This window comes from Arthrobacter sp. PM3 (genome assembly GCF_003352915.1).
Lineage (GTDB): Bacteria > Actinomycetota > Actinomycetes > Actinomycetales > Micrococcaceae > Arthrobacter.
Genome location: NZ_CP022314.1, coordinates 86,101 through 110,498 on the forward strand (window position 1 = coordinate 86,101; position 24,398 = coordinate 110,498).

Sequence of the window (24,398 nt, forward strand, 5' to 3'; positions counted from 1 at the left end):
AGGTTTCCGCAGGATAGGGCGGTGTCCGCGGGATCGGCTGCATCAGCAAGTACCGTGGGCACATGTCTCTTCCCAGTGCCTGCCCCGACGACGGAGACGCGAGCATGGTCCTCGCCCCCGCAGCCTCGCCCGGACTTCCGGAGCCTGCCACCGCAGCCTCCGGGGATCCCGCCCCGCTCGTGGATCCGGCGGCGCTCCAGGACCTGGGCGTCCAGCTCGACAGCCCGGCCGTGGCGAAGGGGTTTGCCCGGGACTACACCAGGATGTGGGACCAGCGATACCGTGCGCTCGCGTCCGCCCTTGAACGCGGGGACCTCGCCGGGTCCATGGACGCCGTGCTGAGCCTGAAGACGTCCTCGGCGATGGTGGGCGGCCTGCGCCTGGCCCAGCTCGCCGGCGAGCTGGAGGCCGCACTCCGGGACGGCGACCTGGACCGCGCCCTGTCCCTCCTGCACGACGTCGCCGAACGCGGCGGCGAAACCGTGGATGAGCTTCAGTTCAGCTATGTCCTGTGGGACAGCTAGGCCTGCCGGGAACGCCGGCACGGCCGCAAAACCCGGGCGCCGGGCTACCGTTCCGGCGCCAGCCGGTAGCCCACACCGCGGACCGTCTGCAGCCAGCGAGGCTCCAGCGGATCTTCTCCGAGTTTCCGCCGCAGGTTCCCGATATGCACTTCGACGGCGCGTTCGTCGGATTCACTGATATAGGCGTCCGCCCGGTAGTAGTCCCCCCGGACCACCCGCACCAGTTCGGTCTTGGACCGGACGGCGCCGGCTCCCCTGAGCAGGGCCTGCAGCAGGTCAAACTCACTGCGGGTCAGGCCGATCGCCGCACCGTCGACGCTCACGGTCCGGGTCTCCGGGTTCAGCTCGAGCCCGTTGTGCCGGAGGACCGGAGACGGCGGGACCACGGGGACGGCCGGGGTCCCGGCATCCGCCGCCGTTACCGGAACGGCCTGGAGGTCGTGCCGCGGCCGCCGCATCATTGCCCCGACGCGTGCCCGCAGCTCACGGGGCCGGAACGGCTTCGCCAGGAAGTCATCCGCACCTGTGTGGAACGCCGTCAGGGTATCGAGTTCATCGGCACGGGCCGTCAGCATGACCACGTACGCGTCACTGAACTCGCGGATCCGCCGCAACACCTCGAACCCGTCGATATCGGGAAGCCCGACATCCAGGGTGACCACGCGGGCCTCCTGCTGCCGGACGACGTCCACTCCGTCCCTGCCACGGGCCGCCGAATGGACTTCGAAGCCGGCCTGGCTCAATACCGCTTCGACAAGGTTGCGAACATCTGCGTCGTCTTCAACTACGACGGCGACTCCCAGGTCGGTCATGGCCCCCCTCATGTGGCACGCTACGCCGCCGTCCGCGGATGCGGCGGCAGCACCTGTTGCGCCGGCCCCATCCGGCATTGCCAGAATACCCCCCGCCGCGGGCAAAATAGCGGGCAAAAACCCGGCGGCGCAGTAACAGAACCAGCAAAACTTCGATTTGTGTCAAATTTGCGTGACACGGGGTGTAAAACTGGAGCATCGAGAAAGGGGCGCGGCGTCTTTGGCTAGACATCGGCTGATCCGCGGTGCGGATCGATACGTCAAGGCGCTGGGGCCACGCGCACGGGTCCTGCTGTGCCAGCTGCCGCTGGCTTTGCTGATGGCCGGAATCCTCTTCGCCGCCCCCGCTGCCTGGCCCGCCCTGCTCGAGAACAGCCTGTGCCGGTACGCACTGGGCCTGCAGGCCGCACTCCTTGCAGGCTGCGTCCTGGTCCCCTGGCAGCGCCTCAGTCCGCTGGCGCCGCTGGTCGTCCCGGTCCTGGATCTCGTGGCGATCGGTCTTCTCCGGGCCGGGGTCGCGGAAGGCCTGCCGGATCCCGGGGTGCTCTCGGTCCTGCCCGTCGTGTGGATTTCGGCGTCGCGTCTGTCAGCCCCGGCAAGCCTCGCGCTGAGCTCCACCGTGCCGCTGCTGGCTGCCTTGCCCTGGCTCCTGGCAGACCCTGCGGCCCCTCTTGCGGCCCGCACCGCCGAGGCCATGCTGGTGCCGCTGATGATGCTCGCGGTGTCGCTGGCCATACGGTTCGCGCAGGCGCGCCTGCGGCACGAGCAAGGGCGGATCCGGTCCAAGGAAGCCGAATTGCAGGCCCTGCTCGAGGACAGCCGGGAACGCGAACGGCTCCTGAACACCATTCTGGACACGGTCGACGTCGGGATCGTCGCGGTAGGCGCCGACGGGCGCCGCCTGCTGACCAACTGCTGGCAGGCCGAACTGGAGGAAGCCGCCGTTGCCGCGTCCCGCCCGGCAGTTGAGCCATCTGCACCGGTGGCGGATTCGGCGTCGCTGTCCCAGGACACGGCGGGCGAAGGCCGCCTGGTGCTGACAGGGCAGGACCGGAGCACGCCGCTGCCGAATGACCGCCGCCCCGTGCAGCGGGCGCTGGCCGGGGAGTCCTTCGCCGACTACATTGTCTGCTTCGGCGAGGCCGCGGACAGCCGCGTGGTGTCCGCCGCCGCCCGTCCGCTAAAGAACGACGCCGGCGATTTCCGCGGGGCCGTGGTGGTGTTCAACGAGGTCACCGGGCTCGTGGACGCACTCGCCGCCAAAGACGAGGTGGTCTCCACGGTCTCCCACGAGTTCCGCACTCCCCTGACGTCCATCATCGGCAACCTCGATCTGGTGCTCGCCGACACGGAGGGCCTGGATAACCCGGCGGTGCGCCGGGTCGAGGTCGCGCAGCGCAACGCGGAGCGGTTGCTGGCCCTGGTCTCGGACCTGCTGATGTCTGCCAGTTCCGCGCTCCACGTCCATCCCCGCCGCACGGACCTCGCCGGCCTTGTGGAAGCCAGCCTCGGTTCGGCGCAGGCCCAGGCACAGGCATCCCGCGTGGACCTCGCCATGGAAGTTCCCGGCCCGCTCTGGGCCCATGTGGACCCGCTCCGGATCAGCCAGGCCCTGGACAACCTCGTGTCCAACGCGATCAAGTACTCCCCGGACGGCGGGTCGGTGCGGGTTTCGGCCAGCGCCGGCGACGGCCTGGTGCGCCTCCACGTCGCCGACACCGGCATGGGCATGACCGCTGCCGATGCCGGGCGGGTCTTCACCCGGTTTTTCCGCAGCCCGGCCGTCCGCGAGGGGTCGATTCCGGGGGCCGGCCTGGGCCTGTCCATTACCAAGGCCATTGTCGAACGGCACGGCGGGTCAATTTCCTGCCGCACACTGCCGGGCCACGGAAGCACGTTCACCATGGAACTTCCCGCGGACGGTCCCCCGGCCGCCTTCTGAGCCAACCGCCGTCGTCCGGTGACGGCGCGAATTCGCGGGAAAGCTGCCGGATCGCCGGTCTCTTCCGGCGAACTGAGCAGCTTCCGGCGTATTCGGCGGAATTCCTAGGCGCGCAGGGCCCGGGTCAGTTCCGCGCGGGCCAGCAGCCCGCTGTCCGAGGGGTAGGCCACTTCCTCCAGCACCAGCGGGTGCGGGGCCGCGAGGACCGAACGGGCGTCGCGCTGCCGGGCGAGCAGCCGGTCATGGAGCCACCCCGGAGCCTCCGCGCCCTCCCCCACGTACAGCGCCGAGCCCACCAGGGACCGAACCATGTTGTGGCAGAACGCGTCGGCCTGCACTGTCGCGACGATGACGCCGTCTGTGCCGCGTGCGAACTCGAAGCGCTGCAGGTCCCTGATGGTGGTGGCGCCTTCGCGGGGTTTGCAGTAGGAGCGGAAATCCTGCAGCCCGAGCAGCTGCGCGGCGCCCTCGTTGAGCAGCCCGACGTCGAGGGGGTTCTTGTGCCAGAGGGTCGAGGCACGCTCCAGCGGATCCCACAGGGCCGGGCCGTCCGCGATCCGGTAGGAATACCGGCGCCAGAGGGCGGAGAACCGCGCGTCAAAGCCTTCCGGCGCGACGACGGCCCGGTGGACGACGATTGCCCCGCCGAGATCACCAAGCCCGCGGCCCAGGGCGCCGCGAAGGCGGCGGAGCAGGGCCACCGCGGGATCGATCCGGGCACCGCGGCTCAGGCCCTGCCACTCGGCGTCGCTGAGGTCAAGGTGGACCACCTGGCCCCGTGCGTGGACGCCGGCGTCGGTCCGGCCGGCGACCGTGACCCGCACGGGCCGGCGGACCAGCAGCTCCAGGGCCTCCTCGAGGACGCCCTGGACCGTGCGCAGGCCCGGCTGCACGGCCCACCCGCTGAACGGGCCGCCGTCGTACGCCAAATCCAGCCGGATACGCAAAAACCCGCCGCCCCCCAAAACGGGGGCAGCGGGTTTGAGCTCGTTCATAGACTTAAGTCTATAAGAAGGTGTTGGCGAATTACTTCGCGTCCTTCTCGGACTCAGCAGCAGCTTCCTCAGCGGCCGGAGCCTCTTCGGTCTCTGCAGCCTCGGCGGCGGGAGCCTCTTCGGTCTCAGCAGCTTCGGTCTCAGCGACCTCAGCCTCGGCGGGAGCTTCCTCGGCGGCCGGAGCAGCCTTGGCAGCAGCCTGGGTAGCCTCGGCTACGACGGCCTGCTTGGCGGAAACCGGCTCGAGAACCAGTTCGATGACAGCCATGGGAGCGTTGTCGCCCTTGCGGTTGCCGATCTTGGTGATGCGGGTGTAGCCGCCTTCGCGGTTCTCCACTGCCTGTGCAATGTCGGTGAACAGCTCGTGGACGACGCCCTTGTTGCTGATCAGGCCGAGGACACGGCGGCGGGACGCGAGGTCGCCGCGCTTGGCGAAGGTCACGAGGCGCTCGGCGTACGGCTTCAGGCGCTTGGCCTTGGTCACCGTGGTGGTGATCCGCTTGTGCTCGAACAGGGCTGCGGACAGGTTCGCGAGCATCAGACGCTCGTGAGCCGCTCCGCCTCCGAGGCGCGGACCCTTAGAAGGGGTAGGCATAATAGTTTCTCCTCATATGGAAGCCGTCGGGCTGGGCACGCCAGGGTGCATCCAGCCGGCCGGCCAAGATCTGTTGGTTAGAGCTCGTCGTCGCTGAACGCGGCGTCGTCCTCTTCGATGGCTGCGGCACGAGCTGCCAGATCGAAACCGGGAGGCGAGTCCTTGAGGGACAGGCCCAGTTCGACCAGCTTGGCCTTGACCTCATCGATGGACTTCGCACCAAAGTTGCGGATGTCCATGAGGTCAGCCTCGGAGCGGGCAACGAGTTCACCCACGGTGTGGATGCCCTCACGCTTGAGGCAGTTGTAGGAACGGACCGTCAGGTCCAGATCCTCGATCGGCAGGGCCATGTCCGCTGCCAGGGCAGCGTCCGTCGGCGACGGGCCGATCTCGATACCTTCAGCTGCGGTGTTCAGCTCGCGGGCCAGACCGAACAGTTCCACCAGGGTGGTACCGGCCGAAGCAACGGCGTCGCGCGGGGCGATTGCCTGCTTGGTCTCGACGTCGACAATGAGCTTGTCGAAGTCAGTGCGCTGCTCAACACGGGTAGCTTCCACGCGGAAAGTAACCTTCAGGACCGGCGAGTAGATCGAGTCGACCGGAATACGGCCGATCTCGGCGTCGCCGGACTTGTTCTGAGCTGCCGAAACGTAGCCGCGGCCGCGCTCGATGGTGAGTTCGAGTTCGAACTTGCCCTTCGAGTTCAGCGTGGCGATGTGCAGATCCGGGTTGTGGAATTCGACGCCGGCCGGCGGAGCGATGTCCGCGGCGGTGACGACTCCCGGGCCCTGCTTGCGCAGGTAAGCAACAACCGGCTCGTCGTGCTCGGAGGAAACCGACAGGTTCTTGATGTTCAGGATGATCTCAGTGACATCTTCCTTGACACCCGGAACCGTGGTGAACTCGTGCAGCACGCCATCGATCCGGATGCTCGTAACGGAGGCACCGGGGATCGAGGAGAGCAGGGTACGGCGGAGGGAGTTTCCGAGGGTGTAACCGAAGCCCGGCTCCAGCGGTTCGATGATGAACCGGGAGCGGTTTTCGGAGACTACCTCTTCGGAGAGGGTGGGGCGCTGTGCAATGAGCACTTAGGTTTCCTTTCGGCGAGCATCCGCTATATGACGCAACACAGGTGGTGGAAAGATCGGTCTGAAGACTTAACGCGGCCGGGCTTGCCCGGACCCGTAAAGGTCCGGGCAAGCTCGCGGCTGCTGGAAAGCCTTAGACGCGGCGGCGCTTCGGGGGACGGCAGCCGTTGTGGGCGCTGGGGGTGACGTCCTGGATGGAGCCAACCTCGAGGCCAGCGGCCTGCAGCGAACGGATAGCCGTCTCGCGTCCGGAACCCGGTCCCTTGACGAACACGTCAACCTTGCGCATGCCGTGCTCCTGTGCACGCTTTGCGGCGGCTTCGGCGGCCATCTGGGCAGCGAACGGGGTGGACTTACGCGAACCCTTGAAGCCAACCTCACCGGACGAAGCCCAGGAGATGACAGCACCGGTCGGGTCCGTGATGGACACGATGGTGTTGTTAAAGGTGCTCTTGATGTGCGCCTGGCCCAGCGCGATATTCTTCTTGTCCTTCTTACGCGGCTTGCGAACCGCGCCACGAGTCTTCGGGGGCATTTTTTCTCCTACAGAAAGTTATTGGGGGAAGGCCTATGCTCGGGCCCACACTTGCCGGGTTCCTTGAAATCGCGCCAGCGATTTTAGGGGGCAAGTGGGGATTAACGGGCCTTCTTCTTGCCGGCGACGGTACGCTTCGGGCCCTTGCGGGTACGGGCGTTGGTCTTCGTACGCTGACCGCGTACGGGCAGGCCCTTGCGGTGGCGCAGGCCTTCGTAGCTGCCGATCTCGACCTTGCGGCGGATGTCAGCGGCTACCTCGCGGCGAAGGTCACCCTCAACCTTGTAGTTGCCTTCAATGTAGTCACGCAGCTGGACCAGCTCGGCGTCGGTCAGGTCCTTGACCCGGACGTCAGCGCTGATGCCGGTGGCAGCCAGGGTTTCGTGTGCACGGGTCTTGCCCACGCCGTAGATGTAAGTAAGCGCAATTTCCAACCGCTTTTCGCGGGGAATGTCTACGCCAGCGAGACGAGCCATAGTGGCAGTGCTCCTTGTATAAACCGGAGGTCGTAGGCAGTACACCCGCACATGACGTACGGCCCCAGCCTCCGACCGGGGGTTAGCTGTCCGGGCCCAATACGTCCCAGTTCAGCTTGTGCTGCCTTTTCTATTTACTTGCGTGGGTAAGCAACCCAGGGGTTCCCGAAGCGGGAAATTAGCCCTGGCGCTGCTTGTGGCGCGGGTTCTCGCAGATCACCATGACCCGGCCGTTACGGCGGATCACTTTGCACTTTTCGCAGATCTGCTTGACGCTCGGCTTGACCTTCATGGCATTCCTTTGCGTGTTGCAGTTGGTCAGCTGGACCGGCCTTCGGCTGTTGCTCTGGCCGCCCAGTGTTTACTTGTAGCGGTAGACGATACGACCACGTGTCAGGTCGTACGGGCTCAGCTCCACCACTACGCGGTCCTCGGGGAGGATCCTGATGTAGTGCTGGCGCATCTTTCCAGAGATGTGTGCCAGAACGATGTGCTTGTTGGTGAGCTCAACGCGAAACATCGCGTTGGGCAGCGCCTCGGTCACAACGCCCTCGATCTCAATGACCCCGTCCTTCTTGGCCATACCCTCCGCTAACTGTCGTTGCCGCAGCCTCCCGGTTGGCACCGGTCATGACCGCGGACGTTTTTGATTGATTGGCTGCTGCCACCAGACCACAAAAGGGCATAACGGGGCAGACAACCAACAGTCAACACTACGCCATCCCGGCCCGATTGTTAAATCCGGAGTTAAATCCAGCAATCGTAGCGCACTCAGCTTCCGTACGCACCTAGCGGCCCGGCCGGCGTCGTCACCGGCCGCGCCTGCGCGATCCCGTCAAGGATGGCCAGCCGGACAACATCAGCCGCCGCGCTCTGCAGCGTAATGAGGCTCAGCTGCCGGGCCGTCGGGGTGCTCCGGTCCAGTACGACGGCGCCCGTGGACAGGGCGAAGACGGTGTCGCCGTCGGCGAGGGTATGGCTCGGGTTCAGTGCCCGGGCAAGCCCGGCATGGGCTGCCGAGGCCGTCCGCTTGCATTCCGCCTTGTCCAGGACAGCGTCAGTCGCGACGACGACGAGCGTGGTGTTCAGCGGCGGGAGGTCCTCGGTGCGGGCCCCCCCGGCGTCGGGTTCCGCCGGCGACGCGCCGAAGGGCAGCCCCAGCGCGTTGACTACCGCTATTGCACCAACCGTCACCCCGTTTTCCAGGGTGATGGAGGCGGTGCCCACTCCCCCCTTGTATCGGCCTCTGCCGATTGCCGCGCCCGTGCCGGCACCGACGTTGCCGCGATCGACGTCGTGCCCCTCCTCCTGCGCGGCGGCGGCGGCGGTGGCCGCGTAGCCCATCGCCTCGCCGGGCCGGGCGGAGAAGTCGCCGCCGCGGCCGAGGTCGAAGATCGCGGCGGCCGGCACAATCGGGACCAGTCCGCCGGGGACGGCGAAGCCGCGGCCGTTTTCCTCGCACCAGCGCTGGGCGCCGTGGGCCGATGCCAGGCCGAAGGCGCTGCCGCCGGTGAGGACCACGGCGTCGACGGTCGAGGACAAGGTGGTGGGATCCAGGGCGTCCGTTTCGTGCGTCCCGGGACCGCCGCCCCGGACGTCCACCGAACCTACGGTTCCGGGCGGCGGGAGCACGACCGTCACGCCGCTGAGCCACCCGCCGTCGGACTTCTGGACGTGCCCCACCCGGATCCCGGCGACGTCGGTGATCGCCCCTGTTCTTGTTCGCATGGCTCCATTGTGCGCCCGGCACGGGGGCCTCCGGGGAACTGAGGGCGCGCTCCCGTTAGAGCGCGCGACCCGCCGGGAAAGTCCGGCCGACAAAACAAACGTTATGCAATACTGCTTCGAACACAGCGTTAACGGGCAAGGAAGCCTCGTATAACAAACCTCTGACGGGGCCTTGTGCGGGATTTCGCCCACCAAGCATGTGGTGAAGTGAGTTTGATCCCCCGCCCATCAGCCTGTCATTTGGCAGGCCCGGATCCGTTAGAGACCCGAAATGACAAGCCAACTAACAGACAGGCCGGCCGCCACCGCGGAGGCTGTCCAGGTCCCGCCGCGGCGACCCCGCTGGTCCGGCAGGACGCGCCGGGACTTCTTCGTCTTCCTTGCCCTCGCGCTTCCCAACCTTGCGTTGATCGCCGTTTTCACGTACCTGCCGCTGATCAACAACATCTACTACTCGACCCTGGACTGGACGCTGGGTTCCGCCTCCGCCACAGTGGTGGGCCTGGGGAACTACGTCACGTTCTTCACCAGCGCCGACGCCGCCGACGTGCTGGGCACCACGGCCCTGTTCACCCTCGTCACCGTCGGCGGGTCCATGGTCCTGGGCCTCCTGGTGGCCCTGGCGCTGAACTCCAAAGTCCGCGGCACCACGTTTGCCCGCTCCGCTGTCTTCGCTCCCTACGTGCTGAGCGGCGTCGGCGTGGGCCTGGTCTGGCTCTTCATCTTCGATCCCGGCTACGGCGTCCTCGCGTGGCTGCTCCGCGGAGTCGGGCAACAGAGCCCGCAGTGGATCAACGACCCGCAGCTGTCGCTGGTAATGGTGATCATTGTCTACGTCTGGAAGAACCTCGGCTACTGCGCCGTGGTTTACCTCGCCGGGCTTCAGTCGCTGCCGCAGGACGTCATGGAGGCCGCCGCCCTGGACGGGGCCAACAGTTTCCGGCGGTTCGTGAACATGGCCCTGCCGCTGCTGTCCCCCACTACCTTCTTCCTGCTGATAACCACCATGCTGAGCTCCCTGCAGGCCTTTGACCTGATCCGGATCATGACGCCACTGGGCAACGGCACCAGCACCCTGATCTACGAGGCCTACCTGCAGGCCTTCGGCGCCTTCAACCGTGCCGGTTACTCGGCGGCCATCTCGGTGGTGCTCTTCGCCATCCTGCTCATCATCACCGTGCTCCAGTTGCGGTTCGTCGAACGAAAGGTGCACTACTCGTGAGCGCGCTCCCGCCAGTCACCCCCGAGACCCCGCTGCGGCGCTCCGCACCGTTCTCCCGTGCCAACCTGGTCCAGACGGTCGCCGGCGGCTACGTCCCGCTTATCCTGGCCACCCTCGTCGTGTTCCTCCCCCTGCTGTGGATGCTCCTCAGCTCCTTCAAACAGCCGGGCGAAATCGTCACCACGGACCTCAAAGTCCTGCCGGAGGCCCTGAACCTGGAGAACTACAGGACGGCCATGACCACCGTGCCGTTCGGACAGTTCTTCCTGAACAGCCTGATCGTCACCGCGGTCGGTTCCACCGTCAAGGTCATCCTGGCGATTCTGACCGCCTACGCCCTGGTGTTCGTCCGGTTTCCGTTCAAGAACGCCATCTTCGTGGTGATCCTCGTGGCCCTCATGGTCCCGCCGCAGGTCTCCATCCTGCCGAACTACATCCTGATCGCCGGCATGGGCGGCAAGAACACCCTGTGGGGCATCATTCTGCCCGGACTCGGCACCGCCTTCGGCACGTTCCTGCTGCGCCAGCACTTCAGGACGCTGCCCGGCTCCATCCTTGAGGCCGCGGAAATTGACGGTGCCGGCCACTGGCGGCGGCTCTGGCAGGTCGTGGCGCCGGTCTCGCTCCCCTCAATCGCCACAGTCGCCCTCGTGACGGTGGTCAGCGAGTGGAACGACTACATCTGGCCGCTCATCATCACCGACCGGCCCGAAACCATGACGCTGCCCGTCGGCCTGACCCTGCTGCAAAACTCCGAAGGCAACGGCTCGGGCTGGGGCATCCTCATGGCCGGAGCCGTGCTGGTGATTGTGCCCATCCTACTGGTCTTCGCCGCCCTGCAGCGCTACATCGTGGCCGGCCTGACCCAGGGCAGCGTCACGGGCTGAGCCCGTCCCACCAGAACTTCACTACAACCCGCAAGTCCAAACCCTGAGAGGACCCACCTTGGCAATCAATCTTGACCGCAGGAATTTCCTGGGACTGGCCGGCGCCAGTGCAGGAGCAGCCGCGCTGGCCGCCTGTGGCGGCCCCGCCACGACCGGAACCGGTGCCGCCACCGGCGCGGCCGACGTCGACTTCAGCGGCGTCAAGCCCGCCGCGTCGTTCGACTTCTGGACCAACCACCCCGGCAAATCCCAGGAAGTGGAGCAGTCCATCATCGACAAGTTCCACGCGAAGTTCCCGGACATCAAGGTCAACCTCATCACCGCCGGCGCCAACTACGAGGAAATCGCGCAGAAGTTCCAGACCTCCCAGGCGGCCAAGTCGGCACTGCCGGGCCTCGTGGTCCTCTCCGACGTCTGGTGGTTCCGCTACTTCACCAACGGCAACATCATCGCCCTCGACGGGCTCATCAAGCAGCTCGACGTCAAAGTGGACGACTTCCAGAAGTCGCTTGTCGCGGACTACCAGTACGCCGGCAAGCAGTGGGCCCTCCCCTACGGCCGCTCCACCCCGCTGTTCTACTACAACAAGGACCACTTCAAGGCCGCGGGACTGCCGGACCGGGCGCCCAAGACCTGGCAGGAATTCGGCGAGTGGGCGCCCAAACTGAAGGCCAGCTCCGGCGCCCAGTACGCCTACATCTACCCGGCCCTGGCCGGCTACGCGGGCTGGACCCTGCAGAACAACCTGTGGGGCTGGGGCGGCAGCTGGTCCAATGACTGGACCGTCAACTGCGACTCCGCCGAGTCCGTCGCAGCCCTGCAATGGGCCCAGGATTCCATTTACAAGGACAAGTGGGCCGGGGTGTCATCCAAGGAAGCCGCGGACGACTTCGCCGCCGGCATCACCTCGACCACCATTTCGTCCACCGGATCCCTGCTCGGCGTGCTGAAGTCCGCCAAGTTCAACGTGGGCGTCGGGTACCTCCCGGGCGGGCCGAAGGCGGAGAGCGGGGTCTGCCCCACGGGCGGCGCCGGGCTGGGCATCCCCAGCGGTGTCAGCAAGGAAGTCCAGCTGGCCGCCGCCACGTTCCTGAAGTTCATGACGGAGCCGGAGAACACGGCGGCGTTCTCCGCCGCCACCGGCTACATGCCCACCCGGGTCTCGGCGGACATGGGCGCCGTGCTGGCCAAGACCCCGCAGATCAAGACCGCCATGGACCAGCTCGCCGTGACCCGGGTTCAGGACAACGCGCGCGTGTTCCTGCCCGGGGCGGACCAGGAGATGGCCAAGGCGGCCGCGGCGATCCTCACCCAGCAAGGCGACGTCAAGGCGATCATGGCCGGGCTGAAGACCACCCTCGAGGGCATCTACACCAAGGACGTGAAGCCGAAGCTCAACAGCTGACGCCCCGCCCTCGCACTGGCGCTACGCAAAATCCCTGGCGCTACCGGCATTCCGGTAGCGCCAGGGATTTTCTGTGTCGCAGGACGGTTGCCGCGTCGTCAGGGAATCGGCACCGGCACGACGCCGAGCGGCGCCAGTTTCGCCGCGCCGCCGTCGGGCGCCGAGAGCACCCAGATGCCCTTGTCGTGGACGGCGACGGAGTGCTCCCACTGGCAGGACCGCTTCCCGTCGGTGGTCACCACGGTCCAGTCGTCGTCCAGGACGGCGGTATCGATGCTGCCCCGGACCAGCATGGGCTCGATGGCCAGGCACAGCCCGGGGCGGATCTTCGGTCCGCGGTGGCCGGTGCGGTAGTTGAGCACGTCCGGGGCCATGTGCATCTCGGAGCCGATGCCGTGCCCCACGTAGTCCTCCAGGATGCCCAGCGGCTTGCCCGGCACCGAGGAGACATAGTCGTCCACCGCGTTGCCGATATCGCCCACGAACTTGCCGGTGGCCAGGGCCGCGATGCCCCGCCACATGGCTTCTTCCGTGACGTCGGACAGGCGCACGTCCTCGGGATCGGGGGTGCCGACAATCACCGTCCGTGCCGAATCGGAGTGCCAGCCGTCCACGATCGCGCCGCCGTCGATCGAGATGATGTCGCCGTCGGCCAGGACCCGGCTGCCGGGGATGCCGTGGACCACTTCCTCGTTGACCGAGGTGCAGATGGTGGCCGGGAAGCCGTGGTAGCCCAGGAAGTTGGACTTGGCGCCGGCGTCCTGGAGCACGGCCGCGAACACCTCATCCAGGCGGGCCGTGGTGACGCCCGGGACGGCCGCCGCAACGGCCGCGTCGAGTGCCCGGCTCAGGACGAGCCCGGCCTCCGCCATGGTGCGCATCTGGGCGTTGGTCTTGTATTCAATGCGGGGCTGGCCGAATGCCATGGATACCTCAGTGCTTCGTTTCTCGGACGGGACGGGAAAGGCGCGTCCCGTACTCAATGGTACGGAACGCGCCCTCCTGTGCTGCTTCAGCGGCGTTGATCGGAGCGGTTCAGGCGGCCTGGGCCGACTTGATCGCTTCCATGACCCGCTCGGTGACTTCATCGATGCCGCCGATGCCGTCCACCTGGGTCAGAATGCCGCGCTCGGCGTACTTGGCCACGACGGGTTCGGTCTGCCCGTGGTACAGGTCCAGACGGTGACGGATAACGCCTTCGTTATCGTCACTGCGGCCTGTCTCCTTGGCACGGCCCAGAAGCCGCTTGACCAGTTCTTCGTCGTCGGCGGTGAGCTGCAGGACGACGTCGAGCTTCTGGTCGCCGTCGGCCAGGATCCCGTCGAGGTAGTCCACCTGCGCCGTGGTGCGGGGGTAGCCGTCGAGCAGGAAGCCTGCCTCGACGTCGTCCTCGCTGAGGCGGTCACGGACCATCTTGTTGGTCACGCTGTCAGGAACGAAGTCGCCCGCGTCCATGTACTTCTTGGCCTCCACGCCCAGCGGCGTCTCGCCCTTGACGTTGGCCCGGAAGATGTCGCCGGTGGAGATCGCAACGACGCCGAGGCGCTCCGAAATGCGTTCCGCCTGCGTTCCCTTGCCGGAGCCGGGGGGTCCGATAATCAACATTCTCGTCATCGCAAAAGCCCTTCGTAGTGACGTTGCTGTAGTTGCGCATCAATCTGCTTCACGGTCTCCAGACCGACGCCCACCATGATCAGGATCGAGGTGCCGCCGAACGGGAAGTTCTGGTTGGCGTTGATCAGTACCAGTGCAACCAGCGGGATCAGTGCCACGAAGCCAAGGTAGAAGGCGCCGGGCAGGGTGATCCGGGATAGGACGTACTGAAGATAGTCCGCCGTCGGCTTGCCGGCGCGGATGCCCGGAATGAAGCCGCCGTACTTCTTCATGTTGTCCGAGACCTCTTCAGGGTTGAAAGTAATCGCAACATAGAAGTAGGTGAAAAACACAATCATGGCGAAATACAGCGCCATATAAATCGGATGGTCGCCCTTGGTCAGGTTGTTGTTGATCCACTCGACCCAGGGGGCCATCTGCTCGCCGGGCTTGGGCTGGTTGAACTGTGCGATCAGCCCCGGCAGGTACAGCATCGAGGAGGCAAAGATGACGGGCACGACGCCGGCCATGTTCACCTTGATGGGAATGTAGGTGCTGGTTCCGCCGACCGTGCGGCGGCCGATCATGCGCTTGGCGTACTGCACCGGGATCCGGCGCTGGGACTGCTCAACGAAGACCACGAGGGCCACGGTGAGAAGGCCGATGATCAGGACCAGGAAGAAGGTGCCGGGGCCCTGGGCCTTCCAGATCGCACCGAGCGAGCCGGGGAAGCCGGCAGCGATGGACGTGAAGATCAGCAGGGACATGCCGTTGCCGACGCCCTTCTCCGTGACGAGCTCGCCCATCCACATGATCAGGCCGGTGCCGGCCGTCAGGGTGATGATGATCAGCACCGTGGTGACGATTGAATCGTCCGGGATGATTGGCAGCTGGCAGTTCGGCAGCAGCTGGCCGGACCGGGCCAGCGACACCAGCGTCGTGGCGTTGAGCAGGCCGAGGGCGATCGTGAGGTAGCGGGTGTACTGGGTCAGCTTGGACTGCCCGGACGCCCCCTCCTCATACAGCTGCTGGAAGCGGGGAATGACCACCCGGAGCAGCTGGACGATGATGCTCGCCGTGATGTAAGGCATGATGCCGAGGGCAAAGATGGACACCTGCAGCAATGCACCGCCGCTGAACAGATTGACGAGCTGGTAGATCCCGCCCGAGGTCTGACCGTTCTGCAAGCACTGCTGGACATTCTGGTAGCTCACACCAGGCGAGGGGATGAAGGCACCCAAGCGGAAGATTGTGATGATTCCCAGCGTGAACAACAACTTGCGCCGCAGATCAGGCGTGCGAAAGGCCCGGCCAAATGCGCTAAGCAAGCGTCCTCCTGAGTAATAAGTAAAGTCGTGTGAGACAGGTCAAATAAACCCAACAACCGAGTCTAACGGGTGGATGCGCCCGGCGAACAATCGGCGGGGCCCGGAAAAGGAAAAAACTCCCGGTACCGGGGGCCTGGGCCCCCGGTACCGGGAGTTTCAACAACGGGCATCTGCCCCGCCGCCTCAGTTAGAGGGCGGTGGTGCTTCCGCCTGCTGCGGCAATCTTTTCTGCGGCACTGGCCGAGAATGCGTGGACGGTGACGTCAACCTTGACGGTGATGTCGCCGGTGCCCAGCACCTTGACGGGCTGGTTCTTGCGAACGGCACCCTTTTCGACCAGGTTCTCCACGGTGACTGCGCCACCTTCCGGGAACAGCTCGTTGAGCTTGTCCAGGTTGACCACCTGGTACTCAACCCGGAACGGGTTCTTGAAGCCGCGCAGCTTCGGCAGGCGCATGTGCAGCGGCAGCTGGCCGCCGGCAAAGCCAGCCTTGACCTGGTAGCGGGCCTTCGTACCCTTGGTACCGCGGCCAGCGGTCTTACCCTTGGATGCCTCACCACGACCAACGCGGGTCTTGGCGGTCTTGGCACCCGGGGCGGGGCGCAGGTGGTGAACCTTCAGTGCGTTCTGCTTCTCAGCGGCGCCCTGTGCCTTTTCGGCGGTGTTCTTCTCTGCCATTTACTTCGCCTCCTCTACCTTTACCAGGTGCGGAACCGTGTTGAGCATTCCGACGGTCACGGCGTCGGCGGTGCGGACAACGGTGTGTCCGATCCGCTTCAGGCCGAGGGACCGCAGGGTGTCGCGCTGGTTCTGCTTGCCGCCAATGGCGGACTTGATCTGAGTGATTTCCAACTGAGCGTCGGAAGGAATCAGGTTCTTGGCCATGACTCAGACACCTGCCTTCTGGTTCAAGAGAGCCTTCACCAGTGCCGGCGGAGCGATCTCGTCGAGGGGCAGGCCGCGGCGTGCTGCCACTGCTGCCGGCTCTTCGAGGCGCTTGAGGGCATCAACGGTCGCGTGAACGATGTTGATGGCGTTGGAGGAACCGAGCGACTTGGAGAGGATGTCGTGGATGCCCACGCACTCCAGTACTGCACGGACCGGACCACCGGCGATAACACCGGTACCGGCGGAAGCCGGACGCAGCATGACGACGCCTGCGGCGGCCTCACCCTGAACGCGGTGCGGGATGGTGCTGCCGACGCGGGGAACGCGGAAGAAGGACTTCTTGGCCTCTTCAACGCCCTTCGCGATGGCGGCGGGAACTTCCTTAGCCTTGCCGTAGCCGACGCCGACCAAGCCGTTGCCGTCACCGACGACGACGAGGGCGGTGAAGCTGAAGCGACGACCACCCTTGACGACCTTGGAAACGCGGTTGATGGTTACGACGCGCTCTACGAACTGGCTCTTTTCGGCTTCGCGGCCGCCGTCACGGCCACCACGGCCGCCACGGTCGCCACGGCCCTGGCCGCGGTCGCCGCGCTCACCACGACGAGCGCCACCACGGCGGTCATCGGTGGTCGCAGGCGCAGCGGTCTCAGTTGCCGGAGCAGCTACAGCTTCAGTCACCTGAATGTCCTTTTCGTTATTTTCGGTCACAGTGCCAGCCCACCTTCACGTGCGCCGTCGGCGACGGCGGCGATCCGGCCGTGGTACTTGTTACCACCGCGGTCGAAGACAACTGCTTCGATGCCGGCAGCCTTGGCACGCTCGGCGACCAGTTCGCCAACGCGCTTGGCCTTGGCGGTCTTGTCGCCTTCGAATGCACGAAGGTCTGCTTCCAGCGTGGAGGCGCTTGCCACGGTCACGCCCTTGGTGTCATCGACAACCTGGACGAATACGTGACGTGCGGAGCGGTTGACGACCAGACGCGGACGTACAGCCGTACCGGAGATGCGCTTGCGGATACGAAGCTGGCGGCGGCTGCGCTGGGCAGACTTGCTCTTGTTCGTACGCTTCTTGTTAATTGCGATCGCCATGGTTACTTACCAGCCTTTCCGACCTTGCGGCGGATGACTTCGCCGGCGTAACGGATGCCCTTGCCCTTGTAGGGGTCCGGCTTCCGCAGCTTGCGAATGTTGGCAGCAACCTCGCCGACCTGCTGCTTGGAGATACCAGAAACAGAGAGCTTCGTCGGGGACTCAACTGCAAAGGTGATGCCGTTCGGTGCAGCGATGTTGACCGGGTGGCTGAAGCCCAGAGCGAACTCCAGGTCAGCGCCCTTGGCCTGGACGCGGTAACCGGTACCGACAATCTCAAGCTTCTTCTCGTAGCCTGCGGTAACGCCCTGGATCATGTTGGCGATCAGGGTGCGGGTCAGGCCGTGCAGCGAACGTGAGGCGCGCTCGTCGTTCGGGCGGGCGACAGTCAGGGTGCCATCTTCCAGGGAAACCTCGATCGGGCTGGCCACAGTGTGGCTCAGCTCGCCTTTGGAACCCTTGACGCTGACGACAGAGCCGTCAACCTTGACCTCAACGCCGGCAGGAACGGTGATGGGGAGACGTCCAATACGTGACATTATTCTCTTCCTTTCCCGTTACCAGACGTAAGCGAGGACTTCGCCGCCCACGCCCTTCTTGCCGGCCTGCTTGTCAGTCAGGAGGCCGGAAGAGGTGGACAGGATTGCGACACCCAGGCCACCCAGCACGTGCGGCAGGTTGGTGGACTTTGCGTAAACGCGCAGCCCCGGCTTGGAAATACGACGAACGCCAGCGATGGAACGCTCGCGGTTCGGACCGAACTTGAGCTCGATGGTCAGCTTCTTGCCGACCTCCGCGTCTTCTTCCTTCCAGGAGGCGATGAAGCCTTCAGCCTTCAGGATGTCGGCGACGCGTGCCTTGAGCTTGCTGTACGGCATGCTCACGGTGTCGTGGTATGCCGAGTTAGCGTTGCGCAGACGCGTAAGCATATCTGCGACAGGATCTGTCATAGTCATGTGGGCTCTTGCCCTTCCTCATAACGGTTTCCGCCGCGTCCTGTCGAAAACAGGGGCGCAGCCGGACCTTTTACGTAGTTAGATTAGTCTTCGGTCTTGAACGGGAAGCCCAGCGCCTTGAGCAGCGCACGGCCTTCGTCGTCAGTCTTGGCAGTGGTCACGACAGTGATGTCCATGCCGCGGACGCGGTCGATGGAATCCTGGTCGATTTCGTGGAACATAACCTGCTCGGTCAGACCGAAGGTGTAGTTGCCGTTGCCGTCGAACTGCTTGCCGCTGAGGCCACGGAAGTCGCGGATACGCGGCAGTGCCAGCGTCACCAGACGGTCCAGGAATTCCCACATGCGGTCGCCACGCAGGGTTGCGTGGGCGCCGATCGGCATGCCTTCGCGCAGCTTGAACTGAGCGATCGACTTGCGGGCCTTGGTTACCTGCGGCTTCTGGCCGGTGATCAGGGTCAGGTCGCGGACAGCGCCGTCGATCAGCTTGGAGTCCTTGGCGGCATCTCCAACACCCATGTTCACAACGACCTTGACCAGGCGGGGAACCTGGTTGACGTTCTGGTACTTGAATTCCTCAGTCAGCGTGTTCTTGATGGAATCGGCGTACTTGGTCTTCAGACGAGGAACGATCTTGCCTGCCGGAGTCTCGAGAGTCTCAGTCATTAGATGTCCTTCCCGGAGCTCTTGGCCACGCGGACGCGCACTTCGCGCTTCACGCCATCGCGCTCAACGGTCTCGGTGCGGAAACCGACGCGGGTGGGCTTCTTCGTGGACGGGTCAACCAGAGCCACGTTGGAGATGTGGATTGAAGCCTCGACGACCTCGATGCCACCGGTCTTGGTGCCGCGCTGCGACTGACCGACCTTGGTGTGCTTGGTGACGCGGTTGATGCCTTCGACCAGCACGCGGTTGGTCTCGGGGAACACGCGCAGGACCTTGCCCTGCTTGCCACGGTCGCCGCCGCGCTCAGCCTTGGCGCCAGTGATGACCTGAACCAGGTCACCCTTCTTGATCTTAGCCATGGACTAGAGCACCTCCGGAGCCAGAGAAACGATCTTCATGAACTTCTTGTCGCGAAGTTCACGGCCAACCGGTCCGAAGATACGGGTACCGCGGGGGTCACCGTCGTTCTTCAGGATGACGGCTGCGTTCTCGTCAAACTTGATGTAGGAACCATCCGCACGGCGGCGTTCCTTCTTGGTACGGACGATGACAGCCTTGACGACGTCGCCCTTCTTTACGTTGCCGCCCGGGATTGCATCCTTGACGGTAGCGACGATCACGTCGCCAATGCCTGCGTAGCGACGGCCGGATCCACCGAGAACGCGGATGGTAAGGATTTCCTTAGCACCCGTGTTGTCGGCGACCTTGAGTCGCGACTCCTGCTGAATCACTATTTACTCCTTGCGTCGCGCCGGTTCTCAGGCCGTGATCTTGCTACGGAATGAGCCTTGCGGAACGGTTGATCGGGGTGTCTCTTGACCTGCCTGGATTTTGCCAGACCAGGCCTAAACTCCCGTGCCAGCAACATTTGCTTCCCAGGCGTTCCCGACAGATCGGGGCGCAAGGGGGCACTATGCCGTGGCACGATTGTTTACGAGGTTGGTGACGGCGCGCAAAAGGCGCCATACAAACTCAAAATCTTAGCACATTTCCGGTGTATCCCCATATCACAGCCGGGTGCCCCTGCGGCAAAGCGACGGCAACGCACGGTTAGGAACGCTCCCTCACCTCCTGCGCCCTTTTGGCAATCGCTCCCTCAGTTCATGTGGGCATTCCGTCTGGAGGTGAGGGAGCGTCGCCCAAACATCCGCGAAAGGCGAGGGAGCGTCGCCCAAAAAACGGCGAAAGGTGAGGGAGCGTCGGTCCCCCGGCTGCGGCCGCCCTTAACGGAGCAACCCCCGCTCCCAGCAGGGAACGGGGGTTGCTCTTGCAGCAGCGCTGCAGGTGTTACTTGGCCTTCTCGAGGATCTCCACCAGGCGCCACCGCTTGGTAGCGGACAGCGGGCGGGTCTCGGCGAGGAGCACGAGGTCGCCGATGCCGGCGCTGTTCTCTTCGTCGTGAGCCTTGATCTTGGCGTTACGGCGGATGACCTTGCCGTAGAGGGCGTGCTTCACGCGGTCTTCGACCTGGACAACGATGGTCTTCTCCATCTTGTCCGAGACGACGTAGCCGCGCTTCGTCTTACGGTAACCGCGCTCGTCAGCCTTGGCTGCGTCGGAAACAGTTTCCGTCACGTTCTCGTCCTTTTCAGTCACTTTGCGTCCTCCTCGGTTTCAACCGGCTCAGCCTTTTCGGCCTTCTTGGTTGCAGCCTTCTTGGACTTCTTCTCTTCCTTGGCTTCCACAACCGGTGCGGCAACCTCGGCACGAATGCCCAGCTCGCGTTCGCGGAGAACGGTGTAGATGCGTGCGATGTCCTTCTTTACCGCGCGCAGGCGACCGTGGTTCTCCAGCTGGCCGGTGGCGGACTGGAAACGCAGGTTGAACAGCTCTTCCTTGGACTTGCGGAGTTCTTCAACGAGACGCTCGTTGTCGAAACCGTCCAGCTGTGCGGGTGCGAGATCCTTCGACCCTACTGCCATTTCTACTCACCACCTTCGCGACGCACAATGCGTGCCTTCAACGGCAGCTTGTGGATTGCCAGGCGCAGGGCCTCGCGAGCTACCTCTTCATTAACACCGGAGAGTTCGAAAAGAACCCGGCCCGGCTTGACGTTTGAGACCCACCATTCCGGCGAACCCTTACCGGAACCCATACGGGTTTCGGCCGGCTTCTTGGTCAGCGGACGGTCCGGGTAAATGTTGATCCAGACCTTACCGCCACGCTTGATGTGGCGGGTCATCGCGATACGGGCAGACTCGATCTGACGGTTCGTGACGTAGGCCGGGCTCAGAGCCTGGATGCCCCACTCACCGAAGGAGACCTGGGTGCCGCCCGTTGCAGCGCCGGAACGACCCGGGTGGTGCTGCTTGCGGTGCTTGACTCGACGTGGGATAAGCATTTAAGCCTGTCCTCCTTCTACAGCGGCAGGAGCCGCCTCAGCTGCCGGAGCTTCGGCTGCAGCGGGTGCTGCCTCAGCTGCCGGGCGGTCGTTACGACGACGGCGGTCACCACGGTCGGCGCCACCCGGGCGGCCCGGGCGGTCGCCGGCACGGCCGCGGGACGGAGCAGCAGCAGCCTGCTGAGCCAGTTCCTTGGCGGTGACGTCGCCCTTGTAGATCCAGACCTTCACGCCGATGCGGCCGAAGGTGGTCTTGGCCTCGTAGAAGCCGTAGTCGATGTTCGCGCGGAGGGTGTGCAGGGGCACACGGCCTTCGCGGTAGAACTCCGAGCGGGACATTTCAGCGCCACCCAGACGGCCCGAGCAAGCGATACGGATACCCTTGGCACCGGCACGCTGTGCGGACTGCATGGCCTTCTTCATCGCGCGGCGGAATGCCACGCGGGAAGTCAGCTGCTCGGCAACGCCCTGGGCAACAAGCTGGGCTTCCATCTCGGGGTTCTTGACCTCGAGGATGTTCAGCTGGACCTGCTTGCCGGTGAGCTTTTCGAGCTCGCCGCGGATGCGGTCGGCCTCGGCGCCGCGGCGGCCGATAACGATACCCGGACGTGCCGTGTGGATGTCCACGCGGACGCGGTCGCGGGTGCGCTCGATCTCAACCTTGGCGATGCCGGCGCGCTCCATGCCCGTGGACATGAGCTGGCGGATGCGGATGTCTTCGCGGACGAAGTCCTTGTAGCGCTGGCCCGACTTGGTGCTGTCAGCAAACCAGTGCGATACGTGATCGGTGGTGATGCCGAGTCGGAACCCGTGCGGGTTTACTTTCTGTCCCACTTAGCGAGCCTCCTCTTTCTCCGGGGTAGCGACTACCACGGTGATGTGGCTCGTGCGCTTCTTGATCTGAAATGCACGACCCTGAGCGCGCGGCTGGAACCGCTTCATGGTCGGGCCTTCATCAACAAACGCTTCGCTGATGATGAGGTCACCTTCGTCAAACGCCACGCCGTCGCGGTCCGCGAGGACCCGGGCGTTGGAGATTGCCGACTGAACTACCTTGAATACCGGCTCCGAAGCTGCCTGGGGGGCAAACTTCAGAATTGCCAGAGCCTCATTCGCTTGCTTTCCACGAACAAGGTTGACGACGCGCCGGGCCTTCATAGGCGTTACGCGGATGTGACGCGCAATTGCCTTGGCTTCCATTGCTTTCCTTCTCTCGTCTTTGACGTAAGTGCAGGCGCCTAGCGGCGCTTGCCCTTACGGTCGTCCTTGACATGGCCGCGGAAAGTCCGCGTGGGAGCGAATTCGCCGAGCTTGTGCCCGACCATCGACTCAGTGACAAACACCGGGATGTGCTTGCGTCCGTCGTGCACGGCGATCGTGTGGCCGAGCATGTCGGGGACGATCATCGAACGGCGGGACCAGGTCTTGATGACGTTGTGGGTGCCCTTTTCGTTTTCCCTGGCTACCTTCACAAAGAGGTGCTGGTCAACGAAAGGACCTTTTTTCAGGCTGCGTGGCATGTGTCCAGGCTCCTATCGCTTGTTCTTGCCAGTACGACGGCGACGAACAATAAGCTTGTCGCTCTCTTTGTTGGGGCGGCGGGTACGGCCTTCAGGCTTACCGTTGGGGTTGACCGGGTGACGACCACCGGAGGTCTTACCTTCACCACCACCGTGCGGGTGGTCAACCGGGTTCATGGCGACACCACGGACGGTCGGGCGAACGCCCTTCCACCGCATACGGCCGGCCTTGCCCCAGTTGATGTTCGACTGCTCGGCGTTGCCGACCTCGCCGACGGTTGCGCGGCAGCGCACGTCAACGTTGCGGATTTCGCCGGAGGGCAGACGCAACTGGGCGAAGCGGCCTTCCTTGGCGACGAGCTGAACCGAAGCACCGGCGGAACGGGCCATCTTGGCGCCGCCACCCGGGCGCAGTTCGACTGCGTGGATAACGGTACCGACGGGGATGTTGCGCAGGGGCAGGTTGTTGCCGGGCTTGATGTCAGCGTCGGCGCCGGCCTCTACGAAGTCGCCCTGGGACAGCTTGTTCGGGGCGATGATGTAACGCTTGGTGCCATCAACGTAGTGCAGCAGGGCGATACGAGCCGTACGGTTGGGGTCGTACTCGATTTCGGCAACGCGGGCGTTGACGCCGTCCTTGTCGTGGCGACGGAAGTCGATCAGACGGTACTGGCGCTTGTGTCCACCACCCTTGTGACGGGTCGTGATCTTACCGGTGTTGTTACGGCCACCCTTTTTCGGGAGGGGACGAACCAACGACTTTTCCGGCGTCGACCGCGTGATTTCAGTGAAGTCCGCTACGCTCGAGCCACGACGGCCCGGGGTAGTCGGCTTGTATTTACGGATTCCCATAATTTATTTCCTCGTTAAAGTGGTCTCCGCTTAGGAAAGCGGACCGCCGAAGATGTCGATAGTGCCTTCTTTGAGGCTCACAATGGCACGCTTGGTGTTCTTGCGGGTGCCCCAGCCGAATTTGGTCCGCTTGCGCTTACCGGCACGGTTGATGGTGTTGATCGATTCGACCTTGACGGAGAAGATCTTCTCCACGGCCAGCTTGATCTCGGTCTTGTTCGAGCGGGGGTCCACCAGGAAGGTGTACTTGCCCTCGTCGATCAGGCCGTAGCTCTTTTCCGAGACGACGGGTGCAAGCACGACGTCGCGCGGGTCTTTGATGGTGGCTGCGCTCACTTGGCATCCTCCTCGTTCTTTGCGACCTTGTCAGCAACGAATGCTTCGTAGGCAGCCTTGGTGAAGACTACGTCGTCGGAAACGAGAACGTCGTAGGTGTTCAGCTGGTCTGCGTACAGAACGTGAACTTCCTCGAGGTTGCGCACGGACAGTGCCGCAACATCGTTGGCGCGCTCAATGACAACGAGCAGGTTCTTGCGCTCGGAAACTCCGCGCAGGGTTGCCAGTGCTTCCTTGGAGGACGGCTTCGAGCCGGCAACCAGTTCAGCAACGACGTGGACGCGGCCGTTGCGGGCGCGGTCCGAGAGTGCGCCGCGCAGTGCAGCAGCAATCATCTTCTTGGGGGTCCGCTGGGCGTAGTCACGCGGCGTCGGGCCGTGGACAACGCCACCGCCGGTCATGTGAGGAGCACGGATGGAACCCTGACGGGCGCGGCCGGTGCCCTTCTGCTTGAACGGCTTGCGGCCTGCGCCGGAAACTTCGGCGCGGGTCTTGGTCTTGTGGGTACCCTGGCGAGCAGCAGCGAGCTGGGCGACGACAACCTGGTGCAGCAGCGGCACGTTGGTCTGAACGTCGAAGATCTCTGCAGGCAGGTCAACCTTGACAGTGCTAGTCATT

35 protein-coding genes are annotated in these 24,398 nt (G+C 64.6%); 5 read left to right on the forward strand and 30 right to left on the reverse strand.

Annotated features, from left to right (window positions below):
• The first annotated feature begins 62 nt into the window (after nucleotides 1–62).
• Nucleotides 63–524 (forward strand): Hpt domain-containing protein, encoded by a 462-nt coding sequence (locus CFN17_RS00380; protein ID WP_261792290.1) that lies wholly within the window; start codon nucleotides 63–65, stop codon nucleotides 522–524.
• Nucleotides 525–568: 44 nt separating this feature from the next.
• On the opposite strand, the gene CFN17_RS00385 is transcribed toward CFN17_RS00380, so the two are convergent.
• Complete coding sequence (locus tag CFN17_RS00385) at nucleotides 569–1,336, reverse strand: response regulator transcription factor (RefSeq protein WP_208749434.1); 768 nt, start codon at nucleotides 1,334–1,336, stop codon at nucleotides 569–571.
• A 220-nt stretch (nucleotides 1,337–1,556) separates the two neighbouring features.
• On the opposite strand from CFN17_RS00385, the gene CFN17_RS00390 reads away from it, so the two are divergent.
• A complete protein-coding gene (locus CFN17_RS00390; RefSeq protein WP_315968642.1) occupies nucleotides 1,557–3,278 on the forward strand; it encodes a HAMP domain-containing sensor histidine kinase in 1,722 nt (573 codons plus the stop codon).
• 104 nt (nucleotides 3,279–3,382) lie between these two features.
• On the opposite strand, the gene CFN17_RS00395 is transcribed toward CFN17_RS00390, so the two are convergent.
• From CFN17_RS00395 to CFN17_RS00430, 8 genes are all read right to left on the reverse strand, one after another.
• Nucleotides 3,383–4,273, reverse strand: coding sequence for a tRNA pseudouridine(38-40) synthase TruA (locus tag CFN17_RS00395; RefSeq protein ID WP_208749436.1), 891 nt, complete (start codon nucleotides 4,271–4,273; stop codon nucleotides 3,383–3,385).
• A 31-nt stretch (nucleotides 4,274–4,304) separates the two neighbouring features.
• Nucleotides 4,305–4,868, reverse strand: coding sequence for a 50S ribosomal protein L17 (gene rplQ / locus CFN17_RS00400; protein WP_208749437.1), 564 nt, complete (start codon nucleotides 4,866–4,868; stop codon nucleotides 4,305–4,307).
• Between the two features lie 77 nt (nucleotides 4,869–4,945).
• The gene (locus CFN17_RS00405) at nucleotides 4,946–5,956 is read right to left on the reverse strand and encodes a DNA-directed RNA polymerase subunit alpha (RefSeq protein ID WP_208749439.1); all 1,011 of its coding nucleotides are present in this window, start codon (nucleotides 5,954–5,956) and stop codon (nucleotides 4,946–4,948) included.
• A 133-nt stretch (nucleotides 5,957–6,089) separates the two neighbouring features.
• On the reverse strand, nucleotides 6,090–6,491 hold the full coding sequence (gene rpsK, locus CFN17_RS00410) for a 30S ribosomal protein S11 (protein WP_056737824.1): 402 nt from the start codon (nucleotides 6,489–6,491) through the stop codon (nucleotides 6,090–6,092).
• 101 nt (nucleotides 6,492–6,592) lie between these two features.
• On the reverse strand, nucleotides 6,593–6,967 hold the full coding sequence (gene rpsM / locus CFN17_RS00415) for a 30S ribosomal protein S13 (protein WP_208749451.1): 375 nt from the start codon (nucleotides 6,965–6,967) through the stop codon (nucleotides 6,593–6,595).
• Between the two features lie 178 nt (nucleotides 6,968–7,145).
• Nucleotides 7,146–7,259 carry a 50S ribosomal protein L36 gene (gene rpmJ / locus CFN17_RS00420; protein ID WP_009358722.1) on the reverse strand — a complete coding sequence of 38 codons (114 nt, stop codon included), beginning with the start codon at nucleotides 7,257–7,259 and terminating at the stop codon, nucleotides 7,146–7,148.
• 69 nt (nucleotides 7,260–7,328) lie between these two features.
• Nucleotides 7,329–7,550: a translation initiation factor IF-1 gene (gene infA / locus CFN17_RS00425; RefSeq protein WP_009358723.1), complete on the reverse strand. Its 222-nt coding sequence runs from the start codon at nucleotides 7,548–7,550 to the stop codon at nucleotides 7,329–7,331.
• A 188-nt stretch (nucleotides 7,551–7,738) separates the two neighbouring features.
• Nucleotides 7,739–8,695 (reverse strand): P1 family peptidase, encoded by a 957-nt coding sequence (locus CFN17_RS00430; RefSeq protein ID WP_208749453.1) that lies wholly within the window; start codon nucleotides 8,693–8,695, stop codon nucleotides 7,739–7,741.
• Nucleotides 8,696–8,966: 271 nt separating this feature from the next.
• Between CFN17_RS00430 and CFN17_RS00435 the strand changes: the two genes are divergently transcribed.
• The 3 genes from CFN17_RS00435 to CFN17_RS00445 are packed head-to-tail and all read left to right on the forward strand — an operon-like array spanning nucleotide 8,967 to nucleotide 12,209.
• Nucleotides 8,967–9,917 carry a carbohydrate ABC transporter permease gene (locus CFN17_RS00435; RefSeq protein WP_208749455.1) on the forward strand — a complete coding sequence of 317 codons (951 nt, stop codon included), beginning with the start codon at nucleotides 8,967–8,969 and terminating at the stop codon, nucleotides 9,915–9,917.
• Nucleotides 9,914–10,804: a carbohydrate ABC transporter permease gene (locus CFN17_RS00440; protein WP_261792291.1), complete on the forward strand. Its 891-nt coding sequence runs from the start codon at nucleotides 9,914–9,916 to the stop codon at nucleotides 10,802–10,804. The genes CFN17_RS00435 and CFN17_RS00440 overlap by 4 nt, the downstream gene beginning before the upstream one ends.
• A gap of 58 nt (nucleotides 10,805–10,862) precedes the next feature.
• Nucleotides 10,863–12,209, forward strand: a complete 1,347-nt coding sequence (locus CFN17_RS00445) for an ABC transporter substrate-binding protein (protein ID WP_208749456.1) — start codon at nucleotides 10,863–10,865, stop codon at nucleotides 12,207–12,209.
• 98 nt (nucleotides 12,210–12,307) lie between these two features.
• Here CFN17_RS00445 and map read toward each other — a convergent pair whose 3' ends face one another.
• From map to rplD, 21 genes are all read right to left on the reverse strand, one after another.
• Nucleotides 12,308–13,135: a type I methionyl aminopeptidase gene (gene map, locus CFN17_RS00450; protein ID WP_208749458.1), complete on the reverse strand. Its 828-nt coding sequence runs from the start codon at nucleotides 13,133–13,135 to the stop codon at nucleotides 12,308–12,310.
• Between the two features lie 109 nt (nucleotides 13,136–13,244).
• On the reverse strand, nucleotides 13,245–13,814 hold the full coding sequence (locus CFN17_RS00455; RefSeq protein ID WP_208751258.1) for an adenylate kinase: 570 nt from the start codon (nucleotides 13,812–13,814) through the stop codon (nucleotides 13,245–13,247).
• 5 nt (nucleotides 13,815–13,819) lie between these two features.
• A complete protein-coding gene (gene secY / locus CFN17_RS00460) occupies nucleotides 13,820–15,130 on the reverse strand; it encodes a preprotein translocase subunit SecY (protein WP_208749460.1) in 1,311 nt (436 codons plus the stop codon).
• A 187-nt stretch (nucleotides 15,131–15,317) separates the two neighbouring features.
• Nucleotides 15,318–15,809: a 50S ribosomal protein L15 gene (gene rplO / locus CFN17_RS00465; RefSeq protein ID WP_208749462.1), complete on the reverse strand. Its 492-nt coding sequence runs from the start codon at nucleotides 15,807–15,809 to the stop codon at nucleotides 15,318–15,320.
• A complete protein-coding gene (rpmD, locus tag CFN17_RS00470; RefSeq protein ID WP_056626615.1) occupies nucleotides 15,810–16,016 on the reverse strand; it encodes a 50S ribosomal protein L30 in 207 nt (68 codons plus the stop codon).
• A gap of 3 nt (nucleotides 16,017–16,019) precedes the next feature.
• Nucleotides 16,020–16,700 (reverse strand): 30S ribosomal protein S5, encoded by a 681-nt coding sequence (rpsE, locus tag CFN17_RS00475; protein WP_208749464.1) that lies wholly within the window; start codon nucleotides 16,698–16,700, stop codon nucleotides 16,020–16,022.
• A 26-nt stretch (nucleotides 16,701–16,726) separates the two neighbouring features.
• Nucleotides 16,727–17,110, reverse strand: coding sequence for a 50S ribosomal protein L18 (gene rplR / locus CFN17_RS00480; protein WP_208749466.1), 384 nt, complete (start codon nucleotides 17,108–17,110; stop codon nucleotides 16,727–16,729).
• A gap of 2 nt (nucleotides 17,111–17,112) precedes the next feature.
• Nucleotides 17,113–17,649, reverse strand: coding sequence for a 50S ribosomal protein L6 (gene rplF, locus CFN17_RS00485; protein ID WP_208749467.1), 537 nt, complete (start codon nucleotides 17,647–17,649; stop codon nucleotides 17,113–17,115).
• 18 nt (nucleotides 17,650–17,667) lie between these two features.
• Entirely contained in the window at nucleotides 17,668–18,066 is a 399-nt protein-coding gene (gene rpsH / locus CFN17_RS00490) for a 30S ribosomal protein S8 (protein ID WP_090950922.1), read from the reverse strand.
• Between the two features lie 83 nt (nucleotides 18,067–18,149).
• On the reverse strand, nucleotides 18,150–18,731 hold the full coding sequence (gene rplE / locus CFN17_RS00495; RefSeq protein WP_208749469.1) for a 50S ribosomal protein L5: 582 nt from the start codon (nucleotides 18,729–18,731) through the stop codon (nucleotides 18,150–18,152).
• Nucleotides 18,731–19,090, reverse strand: a complete 360-nt coding sequence (gene rplX, locus CFN17_RS00500) for a 50S ribosomal protein L24 (RefSeq protein WP_066436866.1) — start codon at nucleotides 19,088–19,090, stop codon at nucleotides 18,731–18,733. Before rplX ends, rplE begins: the two co-directional genes overlap by 1 nt.
• A 3-nt stretch (nucleotides 19,091–19,093) precedes the next feature.
• Nucleotides 19,094–19,462 (reverse strand): 50S ribosomal protein L14, encoded by a 369-nt coding sequence (rplN, locus tag CFN17_RS00505; RefSeq protein WP_003803789.1) that lies wholly within the window; start codon nucleotides 19,460–19,462, stop codon nucleotides 19,094–19,096.
• 556 nt (nucleotides 19,463–20,018) lie between these two features.
• Nucleotides 20,019–20,327, reverse strand: a complete 309-nt coding sequence (rpsQ, locus tag CFN17_RS00510) for a 30S ribosomal protein S17 (RefSeq protein ID WP_208749471.1) — start codon at nucleotides 20,325–20,327, stop codon at nucleotides 20,019–20,021.
• The gene (gene rpmC / locus CFN17_RS20050) at nucleotides 20,324–20,653 is read right to left on the reverse strand and encodes a 50S ribosomal protein L29 (protein ID WP_208749472.1); all 330 of its coding nucleotides are present in this window, start codon (nucleotides 20,651–20,653) and stop codon (nucleotides 20,324–20,326) included. Before rpmC ends, rpsQ begins: the two co-directional genes overlap by 4 nt.
• Before the next feature lie 2 nt (nucleotides 20,654–20,655).
• Complete coding sequence (gene rplP, locus CFN17_RS00520; RefSeq protein WP_090950930.1) at nucleotides 20,656–21,072, reverse strand: 50S ribosomal protein L16; 417 nt, start codon at nucleotides 21,070–21,072, stop codon at nucleotides 20,656–20,658.
• Nucleotides 21,073–21,906, reverse strand: a complete 834-nt coding sequence (rpsC, locus tag CFN17_RS00525; protein ID WP_208749474.1) for a 30S ribosomal protein S3 — start codon at nucleotides 21,904–21,906, stop codon at nucleotides 21,073–21,075.
• Nucleotides 21,907–22,272 carry a 50S ribosomal protein L22 gene (gene rplV, locus CFN17_RS00530; RefSeq protein WP_003803798.1) on the reverse strand — a complete coding sequence of 122 codons (366 nt, stop codon included), beginning with the start codon at nucleotides 22,270–22,272 and terminating at the stop codon, nucleotides 21,907–21,909.
• 38 nt (nucleotides 22,273–22,310) lie between these two features.
• Nucleotides 22,311–22,592, reverse strand: coding sequence for a 30S ribosomal protein S19 (rpsS, locus tag CFN17_RS00535; protein ID WP_208749476.1), 282 nt, complete (start codon nucleotides 22,590–22,592; stop codon nucleotides 22,311–22,313).
• Between the two features lie 12 nt (nucleotides 22,593–22,604).
• Nucleotides 22,605–23,444 carry a 50S ribosomal protein L2 gene (gene rplB / locus CFN17_RS00540; protein ID WP_091251982.1) on the reverse strand — a complete coding sequence of 280 codons (840 nt, stop codon included), beginning with the start codon at nucleotides 23,442–23,444 and terminating at the stop codon, nucleotides 22,605–22,607.
• A gap of 30 nt (nucleotides 23,445–23,474) precedes the next feature.
• On the reverse strand, nucleotides 23,475–23,780 hold the full coding sequence (rplW, locus tag CFN17_RS00545; protein WP_018773664.1) for a 50S ribosomal protein L23: 306 nt from the start codon (nucleotides 23,778–23,780) through the stop codon (nucleotides 23,475–23,477).
• Entirely contained in the window at nucleotides 23,777–24,397 is a 621-nt protein-coding gene (gene rplD, locus CFN17_RS00550) for a 50S ribosomal protein L4 (RefSeq protein WP_208749479.1), read from the reverse strand. Before rplD ends, rplW begins: the two co-directional genes overlap by 4 nt.
• Between the last annotated feature and the right edge of the window lies 1 nt (nucleotide 24,398).

Bases quoted from the DNA above. Each gene is read 5' to 3' on its own strand.
- CFN17_RS00380 (WP_261792290.1), top strand. From the start codon at position 63: ATGTCTCTTCCCAGTGCCTGCCCCGACGACGGAGACGCGAGCATGGTC.
- CFN17_RS00385 (WP_208749434.1), bottom strand. From the start codon at position 1,336: ATGACCGACCTGGGAGTCGCCGTCGTAGTTGAAGACGACGCAGATGTT.
- CFN17_RS00395 (WP_208749436.1), bottom strand. From the start codon at position 4,273: ATGAACGAGCTCAAACCCGCTGCCCCCGTTTTGGGGGGCGGCGGGTTT.
- rplQ (WP_208749437.1), bottom strand. From the start codon at position 4,868: ATGCCTACCCCTTCTAAGGGTCCGCGCCTCGGAGGCGGAGCGGCTCAC.
- rpsK (WP_056737824.1), bottom strand. From the start codon at position 6,491: ATGCCCCCGAAGACTCGTGGCGCGGTTCGCAAGCCGCGTAAGAAGGAC.
- rpsM (WP_208749451.1), bottom strand. From the start codon at position 6,967: ATGGCTCGTCTCGCTGGCGTAGACATTCCCCGCGAAAAGCGGTTGGAA.
- rpmJ (WP_009358722.1), bottom strand. From the start codon at position 7,259: ATGAAGGTCAAGCCGAGCGTCAAGCAGATCTGCGAAAAGTGCAAAGTG.
- infA (WP_009358723.1), bottom strand. From the start codon at position 7,550: ATGGCCAAGAAGGACGGGGTCATTGAGATCGAGGGCGTTGTGACCGAG.
- CFN17_RS00430 (WP_208749453.1), bottom strand. From the start codon at position 8,695: ATGCGAACAAGAACAGGGGCGATCACCGACGTCGCCGGGATCCGGGTG.
- CFN17_RS00435 (WP_208749455.1), top strand. From the start codon at position 8,967: ATGACAAGCCAACTAACAGACAGGCCGGCCGCCACCGCGGAGGCTGTC.
- map (WP_208749458.1), bottom strand. From the start codon at position 13,135: ATGGCATTCGGCCAGCCCCGCATTGAATACAAGACCAACGCCCAGATG.
- CFN17_RS00455 (WP_208751258.1), bottom strand. From the start codon at position 13,814: ATGTTGATTATCGGACCCCCCGGCTCCGGCAAGGGAACGCAGGCGGAA.
- rplO (WP_208749462.1), bottom strand. From the start codon at position 15,809: ATGGCAGAGAAGAACACCGCCGAAAAGGCACAGGGCGCCGCTGAGAAG.
- rpmD (WP_056626615.1), bottom strand. From the start codon at position 16,016: ATGGCCAAGAACCTGATTCCTTCCGACGCTCAGTTGGAAATCACTCAG.
- rplR (WP_208749466.1), bottom strand. From the start codon at position 17,110: ATGGCGATCGCAATTAACAAGAAGCGTACGAACAAGAGCAAGTCTGCC.
- rplF (WP_208749467.1), bottom strand. From the start codon at position 17,649: ATGTCACGTATTGGACGTCTCCCCATCACCGTTCCTGCCGGCGTTGAG.
- rpsH (WP_090950922.1), bottom strand. From the start codon at position 18,066: ATGACTATGACAGATCCTGTCGCAGATATGCTTACGCGTCTGCGCAAC.
- rplE (WP_208749469.1), bottom strand. From the start codon at position 18,731: ATGACTGAGACTCTCGAGACTCCGGCAGGCAAGATCGTTCCTCGTCTG.
- rplX (WP_066436866.1), bottom strand. From the start codon at position 19,090: ATGGCTAAGATCAAGAAGGGTGACCTGGTTCAGGTCATCACTGGCGCC.
- rpmC (WP_208749472.1), bottom strand. From the start codon at position 20,653: ATGGCAGTAGGGTCGAAGGATCTCGCACCCGCACAGCTGGACGGTTTC.
- rplP (WP_090950930.1), bottom strand. From the start codon at position 21,072: ATGCTTATCCCACGTCGAGTCAAGCACCGCAAGCAGCACCACCCGGGT.
- rplV (WP_003803798.1), bottom strand. From the start codon at position 22,272: ATGGAAGCCAAGGCAATTGCGCGTCACATCCGCGTAACGCCTATGAAG.
- rpsS (WP_208749476.1), bottom strand. From the start codon at position 22,592: ATGCCACGCAGCCTGAAAAAAGGTCCTTTCGTTGACCAGCACCTCTTT.
- rplB (WP_091251982.1), bottom strand. From the start codon at position 23,444: ATGGGAATCCGTAAATACAAGCCGACTACCCCGGGCCGTCGTGGCTCG.
- rplD (WP_208749479.1), bottom strand. From the start codon at position 24,397: ATGACTAGCACTGTCAAGGTTGACCTGCCTGCAGAGATCTTCGACGTT.